This window comes from Microcystis sp. CS-574 (assembly GCF_028329095.1).
GTDB lineage: Bacteria > Cyanobacteriota > Cyanobacteriia > Cyanobacteriales > Microcystaceae > Microcystis > Microcystis ichthyoblabe_A.
Genome location: NZ_JAQMSY010000019.1, coordinates 1 through 10,670 on the forward strand (window position 1 = coordinate 1; position 10,670 = coordinate 10,670).

At 39.4% G+C, this 10,670-nt stretch carries 8 protein-coding genes and 2 pseudogenes; 8 read left to right on the forward strand and 2 right to left on the reverse strand.

The annotated features are described in order from the left end of the window. Nucleotides 1–747 (reverse strand): annotated as a pseudogene (locus PN470_RS01295) (IS630 family transposase); the annotation flags it as partial. A 280-nt stretch (nt 748–1,027) separates the two neighbouring features. Here PN470_RS01295 and PN470_RS01300 point away from each other — a divergent pair. The 7 genes and pseudogenes from PN470_RS01300 to PN470_RS01330 all read left to right on the forward strand — a co-directional run. Further along, nucleotides 1,028–1,159: pseudogene (locus PN470_RS01300) on the forward strand (glycosyltransferase); the annotation flags it as partial. Between the two features lie 330 nt (nt 1,160–1,489). Next, nucleotides 1,490–2,344 carry a class I SAM-dependent methyltransferase gene (locus PN470_RS01305; protein ID WP_271935071.1) on the forward strand — a complete coding sequence of 285 codons (855 nt, stop codon included), beginning with the start codon at nt 1,490–1,492 and terminating at the stop codon, nt 2,342–2,344. 50 nt (nt 2,345–2,394) lie between these two features. Continuing rightward, on the forward strand, nt 2,395–3,201 hold the full coding sequence (locus PN470_RS01310) for a glycosyltransferase (RefSeq protein WP_272103433.1): 807 nt from the start codon (nt 2,395–2,397) through the stop codon (nt 3,199–3,201). Nucleotides 3,202–3,224: 23 nt separating this feature from the next. Continuing rightward, nucleotides 3,225–4,172 (forward strand): class I SAM-dependent methyltransferase, encoded by a 948-nt coding sequence (locus PN470_RS01315; RefSeq protein WP_271935066.1) that lies wholly within the window; start codon nt 3,225–3,227, stop codon nt 4,170–4,172. Nucleotides 4,173–4,188: 16 nt separating this feature from the next. Next, on the forward strand, nt 4,189–5,319 hold the full coding sequence (locus tag PN470_RS01320; protein ID WP_271935063.1) for a glycosyltransferase: 1,131 nt from the start codon (nt 4,189–4,191) through the stop codon (nt 5,317–5,319). Nucleotides 5,320–5,337: 18 nt separating this feature from the next. Continuing rightward, nucleotides 5,338–6,117, forward strand: coding sequence for a glycosyltransferase (locus PN470_RS01325; RefSeq protein ID WP_271935062.1), 780 nt, complete (start codon nt 5,338–5,340; stop codon nt 6,115–6,117). A 20-nt stretch (nt 6,118–6,137) separates the two neighbouring features. Continuing rightward, entirely contained in the window at nt 6,138–7,118 is a 981-nt protein-coding gene (locus PN470_RS01330) for an NAD-dependent epimerase/dehydratase family protein (RefSeq protein ID WP_271935058.1), read from the forward strand. 22 nt (nt 7,119–7,140) lie between these two features. Here PN470_RS01330 and PN470_RS01335 read toward each other — a convergent pair whose 3' ends face one another. Then, nucleotides 7,141–9,849 carry a bifunctional acetate--CoA ligase family protein/GNAT family N-acetyltransferase gene (locus PN470_RS01335; RefSeq protein WP_272103435.1) on the reverse strand — a complete coding sequence of 903 codons (2,709 nt, stop codon included), beginning with the start codon at nt 9,847–9,849 and terminating at the stop codon, nt 7,141–7,143. A gap of 249 nt (nt 9,850–10,098) precedes the next feature. On the opposite strand from PN470_RS01335, the gene gcvH reads away from it, so the two are divergent. After that, nucleotides 10,099–10,494 carry a glycine cleavage system protein GcvH gene (gcvH, locus tag PN470_RS01340; RefSeq protein ID WP_002737085.1) on the forward strand — a complete coding sequence of 132 codons (396 nt, stop codon included), beginning with the start codon at nt 10,099–10,101 and terminating at the stop codon, nt 10,492–10,494. Nucleotides 10,495–10,670: the final 176 nt, after the last annotated feature.

Sequence of the window (10,670 nt, forward strand, 5' to 3'; positions counted from 1 at the left end):
CCGTCCTTTGTTGTGTAACTTCTACATGTCGCCCACCTTGTAATGGTTCAAAAAACATAAACATATTGGCTACACCATTACGCTCATATTGATAGTCATACCTTTCTGGTTCTCTCGGTTCGGCTGGTATTTTCTCTTTTGTTTCTTTGACTAATTGTTTACAACTCTCATCAAAACACAGCCAGGGATTTTGCTGGTCATACTCACTATGATAAATATCCAAGACATCTTCCATGGCACAGACAAACTCCGCTGATTCTTTTGGGGGAATGACCCATGATTGATTCAGCCATGGTTTCAATTCATTTTTTTTAAGGTTTTTCTGATGGTTTCTCGTGATATTTTTTCCACATATTCAAGTTCGACCATTTTATCGGCCAGCATTTGAAGTGTCCATTTTGCTCGTCCCGTTGGTGTTTCACTACAAGCGATGGCAATCAGATATGCTTCCTTTTCCCCATCGATAATTTTGGCACGGCGATGTTCTTGCTTTTTTCGAGTTAATGATGATTCAATTCCTGACTCGACAAATCTTTTTCGTACTCTCTCAATGGTGGCTTGAGCAACATTTAAGGCTTCACTAATTTTCGAGTCAGTCCAACCACCTTCCTGTTGATTGACGTCTGCTAAAAGTAGTATTCTGGCATGGTTCATTTTGTAAGCTGCTATTTTTCCTTTCTTGGTTAGCTGCTCGAGTTCAGTTCTTTCGGAGTCTGTTAGATCTACAATATATTTTTTCTTCGGCATTTTTTTGTCTGAAGTTGGATAACTTCTTCCAGATTAGCTCTTTTTTTATCTCTCAAAACAAAATTGATGCTCTACTAGAACGCAAGGGAGAGGGATGGCTGAAGATCCAATATCTAAGGTGGGGGAGCATCTTATTTATGCAAGTGAGTAATTACACTTATCGCTAAAACTGTTTTCTAGCAGGACTTTCAAAATAGCTTGACATAAAAACCTAATTTAGGGGTTACAAAGGTGAGATGCTCCCCAAGGTGGTTTGTCTGACAATTCACCGCTTCCTTGAGTTACTATCATTACCGTAGTTTTCAACAGTGAGAATTATTTAGAGCAAACGATTCAGATTGTGATTAATCAAACCTATGATAATGTTGATTGTATTGTTATAGATGGTGGTTCTAGGGATGGTAAGATTGATCGCTGCAAATCAAGATTGAATCTGTCCCTCTAGAGATTCAATCTTCCTTAGAAGAGTCAAGCGTAGAACAATTAGAAGAAGTAATGGCTGTGGAACTGGCTGCCAATTCAGTTGACGAGTTTATTGATGAGTTTGTCGATCACCCCTCCCTACTATCCTTGACAGAGGCGTTGGAGTGAGTTACAATGGCAGAAAACTACTGCTAAATCACGATTATGATGTTCATGCTAGCCGCTCAGGACAAATAAGGAGAGAAGGGTCATCTAGTCCTAAATTTGTACTTATGTAATAAACGATAGCATTATTAGCTGGTGTCAAGGAGTTAACCAAATGACTAACAAAGGGGCGAATTCATCTTTTAAACTAGAGGAGCAATTTAAAGCAACTGAAGCTTTAGGAGGCCATCACATAGCTCAAAACTATTTACCCAAACTGTTTCAAGATTTAGGGATTAACCATCAAGCCAAAATTCTTGATGTTGGATGTGGGATAGGTATCATGGTAAGAACACTGCGTGAAATCGGATACGATGCTCATGGTTTAGAACCAGGTGGTAGGTTTAACGAAATTGAACTGGAAATGAGGCCATACATACATAACTGCTATGCCGACGAGTATGGAAAAATTGCAAGGGATAAAAATGATAAATTTGATGTAGTAATGTCATTTGGGGTAATAGAACACGTTGGAACCATTGACGGTCACGCTTGTTTATCGTCTGATTTTCTAGACTATCGTTTTCAATTCATAGAGGATCAAATCAAATTACTCAAACCTGGCGGAATTCTCCTAGTTATGGGACCAAATAGACTTTTTCCTTTCGATTTTCAGCATGGTTCTCATGATTATGGATTTTTGTCCGTTATCAAGAAAAAACTTCCATTTATTAAGATACTTCAAAAACTAACGTTACCTTGGCATAGTAAAAACTATTTGGTATCTTGGGATGACCTTTACAAAATAAGCAAAAAGTTGGAGTCTGCACTAGACTTAGATAATGATTTCTCTTATTTTTGCCCAAAACAGGATAATTTGCTAGGTTTGAGTAGTCTTCAGGGAAAAGACAAAGAGCAATTATTGTTTCGCATATACACTAAATTGGTAGATAAACTGCCGACACAGTTTCGTAAAGTACTATACACGCATACATTATTCGTGTTAAAGTATCCGCAAGGCGAACTCTAAAATGATCAGTTAATAAATAGCCAAGTTTAGTAAAAGTAACAATGAGCCAAATGAGTGAGATTAGTTATGTGATTCCAACATTAAACAGTGCTGCTACACTGGATATGACTCTGCTTTCTTTGCGATCGCAGAAAGACGTAGAGGTTAATGTCATCGTAGTAGACAGCGGCTCAACCGATGGTACACTAGATATCTGTAAAAGATGGGATGTAAAAACTCTTTATGCTGAACCAGGTAATATGTATCGAGCTGTTAACACTGGGCTACAGGAATGTGATACTGAGTGGTTAGGTTATGTTAATTCAGATGACTGGTTATATCCTGATAGCGTGAATCGACTAACGACTTTTGGAAAACATACCAAAGCAGATATAGTGTATGGAAGTTGTGACTATACTGATGGTTATGGTCGTTTCGTCTATTCTATGTCCGCCGCTAGAGCCGAGCAATTGCTTTCACTGTTCCGAATCGGTATATTTGGGTTTGCTCAACCAGCAGCGATTTTCCGGAATAGAGTTTACCAAAAGCTCAAGGGGTTTAAAGAAGATTATTCTTTAAGTTCGGACGCTGATTTTTACCTGAGAGCTTTGTTATCGAACTTAAAATTTTCTCGGTTTTCTGGTAAAAGTATAAGTTGTTTTCGGATTCATGAAAACCAATTGACGAATAAGAAAAGAGAAGCTATGGAAGCTGAAAAACAGCAAATTTATTCACCCATTCAACCGGCTCAATTACAAGACTGGATGGTATTCACACAATGGAGATTAAATAACTTACCTCATTACATAATGAGATTTTTAAGACGATCTTTGTTGGCAGTTCAAATGAAAATAACTAGGTCTACAGACTACAGATGATTGATTAGTTAGAGGAAAAGAGTATGAACAAGCTAGAATTTATATGCCCAGAATGCCAGTCAAGATTCAATTTCCAACAAGATAAGATTGTCTGTACTGAAGGACATGAATTTATTGTTAAACATGGCATCTATGATCTTTTGCCTAAAGCAACAAAAGAAATAGTCAAACAAGATGCTATTTATCACGGTAGTGTATCAGATTTATGGCTCGATCTAGCCCAGCTAGAAACATTGAGAAACTTGCATTTTCATCAAAAGATAGTAAATTTCATTGCTAATCATAGTCAAGTCAATTCAACAATCTTAGAACTTGGAGGTGGAATCGGTTTTGATTTAGAACTTTTTATCAAAACCCAAGCCAGTTTTAAAGAATATGTTTTTTCAGAAGTAGCAGAAGAAAGTTTATTTTATGTATTAAAAAAACACTCAGAAAGAAAATTAGAGAAAATTATTTATGCGAGAATAGATGCTCATCATATTCCCTTTGCCGATGAATCCTTTGATATTGTTTACATGATAGCGGCTTTGCATCATTTACACGATCTTAACATTGCATTACAGGAGATGAAAAGAGTTTTAAAACCTAATGGCTTTCTAATTTTTGGAATTGAACCAAATATTAATATCAATAAATTATTATCTTCAATAATTCTTCGATCTCGAAACATATTACCAGACAAAGAGCATTCTCCTGCTGATGAAGAAGCCGAAGGATTTTCATTGTCAGAATTTAACCAGATAGCTAAAGTGTATAACTTAGAATTAGTTTCAATAGAACCTGTTTGGTTAACCACAGGAATCACGCATTACGCCTTAGAGTTTATATACAGGTTGCTACGTCTCAAAAAGAGAATTAAACTTCCCTTTTTAATGGAGAAGCTTTTTTTAGTAACAGACTCATTACTGTTTTTAATTCCTGGCATGAGTAACTTCAGTTGGCACTACACAGTTATTTATAAGAAAAATTGAGGCCGATTTTTTCAATATGAATAATAATACTTTTATCAACTTTTGTCCTCGCCTACACCCAGATCATGGGGGTACTTACACTGCTGCATCCCTGTTTCGTAGAGCCGTAGAGAGTTATTTTGTTGACTTACAAATGCCTGGATACGATAGTCCTAGCGAAGCAGATTATACTGTTTCCAGTTCCATCAACCCCTTCACGGCACTGATAAAATCAAGTTTTCCTAGCTTTTTCTCGTTTATTCCAGAGAAAGTTAAGCAAAAGACATCAGGAGTAATTGTACATGGTGCTTTTTTAGCTCATTTTTCTTATGCCTATCAACTATCACACCATCTCAATGTTCCACTTTATTTAGTCCCTCATGGAACAACCGATCCTTATGTCTTTTCCTATGGCAAACTAAAAAAAAGAATTTGGCTAGAACTGATTGGCAAGCCGGCAACACATCATGCAAAAAAAATCATATTTTCAACGGCATTGGAACGGGATAAATCAATTTTACCTTTTGCTAAAAATAAGGGGAATATTTGTACTTTTTCTGTTGAAAATCCTAAGGATATTGATAAGATTTTATGTCGGAGATGGCTTAGACAGAAATTGGGACTATCTGACGAAGAGAAAATCTTACTTTATTTTGGTAAATATGATAATTTTAAGCATCCTTTAGAAACCTTAAGAAGTTTTGTCAAGGTTAAGCCTAAAAACTGGAATTTTTTAATCATGGGTTATGGACAGGATGAATCATTAAAAGAGAAAATTGTCTCTTATTCAAGTCTTCCTAATGTATTCATACATTCACCAGTTTTTGATCAAGAAAAGTGGAAGTTCTTGTCTGGTTCGGATTTATTTGTCTTATTTTCACATCGAGAAAATTTTGGCTTTTCGGTGGCTGAAGCTGCTTCCGTTGGCTTACCAGTATATATTTCAACAGGAGTAGATATTCACCCATTTTTTGAATATGAACGTGAAAGATTAGTCTTCGATATTAGCACTGAACAGGATATAGAAAAGGCACTATCCACCCTTGATAAAATTAGCGATGATAATTTAGAGTATCTGGGTCAGTTTTGCAGAGAAATAGCCCTTAAAAATTTCAGTTTCCAGCAATTTTCCCAATCCTTGAAAAATATCCTCATCCCTAATGTTTAACTTTATTCCTTAAAAAATATGCAACTTACTGCCTCCCTTGTACTTTACAAAAATGACCCAGAGATAGTTACTCAAGCAATTAAATCTCTGTTCAGCACACCAATAGAAATTAATTTGTCAGTAGTAGATAACTCTCCCACCGATGAACTCAAAAAAATCTTTGATAATTTTCAGGGATACGATATAGATTATTACTTCAATAATGGTAATAACGTTGGTTTTGGTCAAGGACATAACCTCGCTATTACTAGGGCTAAAAATTATGATTATCATTTAGTTATCAATCCAGATGTTTATTTTGATAATAATGTGATCACTGAACTTATTCACTACCTCGGTAAGCATCAAGAGGTAGGATTGATTACTCCAAAAATATCTTACCCTAATGGGGACATCCAATACCTTTGTAAGCGTCAACCCACAGTTTTGACCTTATTTATTAGACGTTTTATACCAAAAAAAATGCAATTTCTTTTCAAAAAGAGATTGGACTGGTATGAAATGAGAGATATTAGCTATAACCAGATAATAGAAGTACCGATTATTAGTGGCTGTTTTATGCTATTTAACAGAAAATATTTAGATGATATTGGCTATTTTGATAAAAATATGTTCATGTATTTTGAAGATTATGATTTGACCCTTAGAATGTCTAAAAAATACAAAACCATACTTTACCCCCATGTAAATATTTATCATCATTGGGCAAGAGGAGCGCACAACTCTACTAAACTGGCAATAGTTTTTGCTCAATCGGCTGTGTATTTTTTCAATAAACATGGTTGGAAACTTTACTAAACTTAATTGAATAATTAATAATGAAAAACGTTTTAGTTACAGGTTCTACCGGCTTTATTGGCAGCCACTTACTGCCAACTTTACATCAACATAACTGCCAGATAACAGCTGCAATTCGCCAGAAATTTGAGTTTCCTGCAGCCCTGTCAATTAAGGCTATTCAGGTGGGTGAAATTGATGATATAACCGATTGGCAAGAAGCATTGCTAGGCATTGATACCGTTATTCATCTAGCAGGACGCGCTCATATCCTTCATGAGACTATATCCAATCCAGAAGCAGCATTTATAAAAGTTAACACTAAGGGGACTATTAACCTAGTTAAGCAGTCGCTAAAAGCGGGAGTTAAGCACTTTATTTTTGTCAGTTCTATTCATGCTATGGCTGCCGAAAGTGATAATATTCTTAACGAAAATTCTCCCTGTCACCCCGATAGTCCCTATGGTCGTAGTAAACTGCAAGCAGAACAAGCTTTAATTGAAATAGCAAAAGATAGTGACATGACTTGGACGATCCTTCGTCCTACTCTAGTTTACGGACTAGGCAATCGTGCTAATATGGACCGCTTGATGAAACTAATTAAACGGGGATTACCTTTACCTTTTGGTGCGATCAAAAATCGTCGTAGTTTTGTCTTTGTGGGTAACTTAGTTGCTGCCATTATTACCTGTTTAGATCATCCTAATGCCGCTAATCAGATTTTTTTAATTAGCGATAACCAAGCTGTTTCTACTCCCCAATTAATTCGACTCATTGCTCAACAAATTCAACAACCCTGTCAATTGCTGCCCGTCCCCACTACCTTACTTAGATTCTTAGGTTATCTGGGTGATAGCATAGAATCCATAACAGGGAAAAACCTCCCTTTTAACAGCTATAATATCGATCGCTTGCTTGGTTCTCTTACCGTTGAGTCTAGCTATATTCAAAAAACCCTAGATTGGCAACCTCCCTTTACTTTAGAGCAAGGATTAGCCCAAACACTTCGGCCAGAAAATTAGTGATCAGCTTGTCAAAAAGGCTTCATAATTCAAGTTCCGCTTTGACAAAATCGGCAGTTTTATAGAGAGAAAACCCCACTTTAGCGGCTATCATCTGCATAGCGCGGTTATCCCTTAAAATTTCCCCTTCAATTCCCTCTAATCCTTCCTTTTTGCCAATAGTGACTAACCGCTGTAGTAATTCTGTACCAACTCCTTGACCTTGATAGTCATCCCTAACTAATAGGTCAAATTCCGCCACATTAACGCCGTGCAGTTTATTTAAGCGTCCTATAGCGATAATTTCTGGTTCTTCCGTCTGATCGTTATTAATCTCTACCACTAAGCTCATTACTCGATCGTAGTCGATAAAACAAATGCGCGTAAGACGATCATAAGCGGTTTGGCGATCGAGATTGACAAGGTGAAAATAACGATAATAAATAGTTTCTTCCGAGAGATAATGGTGAAATTGTCGCACTAAAGGCTCATCCGCTGCCCGAATCGGACGAATTAGCACCTTTAAGCCTCTTTTCGTCGTCCAAAGTCCCATATAATGTTCGGGATAGGGACGAATCGCCGGATGAGATAACTTTTCTGGGGGAGTAGTTGGATGATGAAGAAGGATAGAGGCGGAAAGGGCGATTAATTGCTCTGAATCGGCAAAAAAGGGATTAATATCGATAGTTTTAATGCGAGGTTGTTCACTAACCAGGTGACTAAATCTAACGATTATTTGCTCTAAATTCGCCAAATTAAGCGATTTAAGCCCATTTGTCCCGTTAAAAGCCCGATAAATCTTGGTTTTTTCTAAAAGTCGGCGAGCGAGATTAGTATTTAAAGGAGGTAGAGCGGTGGCGTAATCTTGAAAAATATCGACTAAACGGCCACCAGTACCGAAAATTATCACCGGTCCGCACTGATCATCGTAATTAGAGCCGATAATTAACTCATATCCTCGATCGATTTCTAACATCGGTTGAATACTCACCCCGAGAAAATGCTCCCCACCCACTTGTGCGCTAACATTAGCTTCGATCGCTTGATACGCTTGCACCACTGCCCTAGGGGAAAAAAGCGGCAATTGTACCCCACCCACCGCGCTTTTATGGATAATCGTCCTCGAATGCAGTTTCATCACCACGGGATAACCGAGAGATTCAGCGAGATTAACTGCTTCTGCGGCACTTTCGGCGACTTTAGTGACAATAACAGGGATTCCATAAGCTTTGAGTATATCTAAAGACTCTGGCTCACTGAGAATTGTTCTATCCCCTGCTTGCTCGATAATCTGGCTAACTAAAACTGGATCAAAGCCATTTTCCTGAGAATTGGTTAAAATTGGCGTTTGATAAAGACCTCGCAGATTCTCTTCATATTTCCAGAGCAAATTAAACACCCGGGCCGCCGAATCGGGATAGCGATAGGTGGGGATACCCTGCTGATTTAATAACGCTACTCCCTCTGCAATGCCCTCTCCCCCCATCAAACTTGCTAAAATGGGTTTTTTGCTATTTTGAGCGATTGAAGCGATTCTATGGGCAATTTCTCGCAGATCGGTGTTAAAGCGAGGCGAGAGAATCATCAACACCGCATCGGTATGTACATCCGCTAAAGCGATCTCTAGGGCGCGAGCGTAGCTATCGGGATCGCTGCCGCGACGCAGATCGATGGGATTTTGGGGGACAATATCCGCGGGAACAAGAGGCGCTAGTTGTGTGATCGTTGCGGGGGTAAGGGTTGCCAGTTGTCCATCTTCCGCCAGTAAAGCCGAGGCCGCTAAAAGAGCGGGAGCAAAACCATTGCTGATGATTGTCAAGCGTTTTCCCCGGGGAAATCGGGGAATTTTCGCTAAAACTTGCGTGATATTCAAGAGATCGGCCAGTCTTTGTACTTCCACGATGCCACAACGAGCAAAGGCAGCGGAGAGAGTTAGCTGATCGCTGGTCAATTTGCCAGCATGGGAAAGAGAAGTGGGGTCAAAGTCGGTACTGTGGCGACTAATGGCGATAATTGGTTTATTTAGGGCAACTTCTCGGGCTGAGGACAGAAAAGAGCGGGCATTATTCAGGGATTCCAAGTAGATAACGATGCTTTTGGTTTGGGGATCGTCTCCCAAATAATAGAGTAATTCGCCCCAATCCACATCTAAAAGGACTCCGAGGGAGATAAAGTGACTAAAACCGACATTTTCGCTTAAACTCCAATCAAGCACGGCAGCAGCGATCGCCCCACTTTGACTAATCAGAGCAATTGAACCAGTTTTCGGCAGGATGGGGGAAAAGGTGGCGTTAAGATTTTGGCTTATATTGCAGATTCCTGAGCTATGGGGACCGATGATGCGTAATTTTTGACCAGCGATCGCTTTAATTTCCCTAAGTAAATTTTCCCCCATCTGTCCAGTTTCCCGAAAACCCGTGGAGAGAATCAGGGCGCATTTAACCTGTTTTTCGACAGATTGGGCGATAATAGCGGGAATTTCGGGAGCAGGGGCGGTGATAATTACCAGATCGATCGCCGCCTGGATATCCTCTAAACTGCTATAGGTGGGAAGATCGAGCCAGTTTTCGGGGTGAGGATTAACTAGATAAAGGCGGTGCTGACCGGGATTATGATGGAGATTATTTAAAAGAGTGCGATCAAGTTGGGGATTTTGGCGATTAAATCCCACCACAGCGATGTTTTTTGGCTCAAAAAAGGCTCTTATGGTTTGATGTTCGCCACCACGAGGCTCTAAGATGGAATTTAACATAAGTAAGCTAGGAGGCATTTAAACTGGGTATTGTTAAGTGAGCTAAAAAAGCAGCTAACCCTTACTGTTCCAGTGTTATGTGGCGTTCCCCGATCAACCTAGACCAATTCTAGCTGTTTAATCAGGGTTCGATCGGTGTAATTAATTTTGTCTAGGTAGCGATCGGCAATAAAACAGCCCTAGCCGATGAACATTTTCCCCAAGAGATCTAGTAAACTAACTGATGCTGTAAATATTTAGAGACAGACGATGGAACTGGAATATCCCGAGGATTTGAGATACCTAGAAACCCACGAATACGTCAGACTCGAAGGTGAAATCGCTACCTTGGGAATTAGTGCTTTTGCCGTCGATCAATTGGGTGATATCGTGTTTCTAGAATTGCCCGAATTGGGAGAGGCGCTGGAAGTAGGTAGTAGTTTCGGCACGATCGAATCGGTAAAAGCGGTAGAAGATCTTTATCCTCCCGTCTCGGGAACCGTAGTTGATCGCAATCAAGCGATGATTGACTCCCCCGAATTAATTGCCGATGATCCCCACGGGGAGGGTTGGTTATTAAAAGTGCGGGTAGAAAATCCCGATACTGCCTTGGCTGATACCCTCTCCGCTAGTGAATACCGCGCCCAAGTAGCAGGGGAAAGTTAACTAATATTAACAACAGGGAGCCAGACCCTCACACTATCATCGGAAATTTTGGGTCTGAAACCCCGCCGTTCTAGGTTGGCTTTACGTTAGAATTAAAAGGCCAGTCTCGAAAACCAAGTGGACGGCGCAGCACCTTGAAAACTCGGCTTAGGGGGTTCCGACCAGAAAAGCTTGGC

Bases quoted from the DNA above. Each gene is read 5' to 3' on its own strand.
- gcvH (WP_002737085.1), top strand. From the start codon at position 10,099: ATGGAACTGGAATATCCCGAGGATTTGAGATACCTAGAAACCCACGAA.
- PN470_RS01315 (WP_271935066.1), top strand. From the start codon at position 3,225: ATGAACAAGCTAGAATTTATATGCCCAGAATGCCAGTCAAGATTCAAT.
- PN470_RS01330 (WP_271935058.1), top strand. From the start codon at position 6,138: ATGAAAAACGTTTTAGTTACAGGTTCTACCGGCTTTATTGGCAGCCAC.
- PN470_RS01310 (WP_272103433.1), top strand. From the start codon at position 2,395: ATGAGTGAGATTAGTTATGTGATTCCAACATTAAACAGTGCTGCTACA.
- PN470_RS01325 (WP_271935062.1), top strand. From the start codon at position 5,338: ATGCAACTTACTGCCTCCCTTGTACTTTACAAAAATGACCCAGAGATA.
- PN470_RS01305 (WP_271935071.1), top strand. From the start codon at position 1,490: ATGACTAACAAAGGGGCGAATTCATCTTTTAAACTAGAGGAGCAATTT.
- PN470_RS01335 (WP_272103435.1), bottom strand. From the start codon at position 9,849: ATGTTAAATTCCATCTTAGAGCCTCGTGGTGGCGAACATCAAACCATA.
- PN470_RS01320 (WP_271935063.1), top strand. From the start codon at position 4,189: ATGAATAATAATACTTTTATCAACTTTTGTCCTCGCCTACACCCAGAT.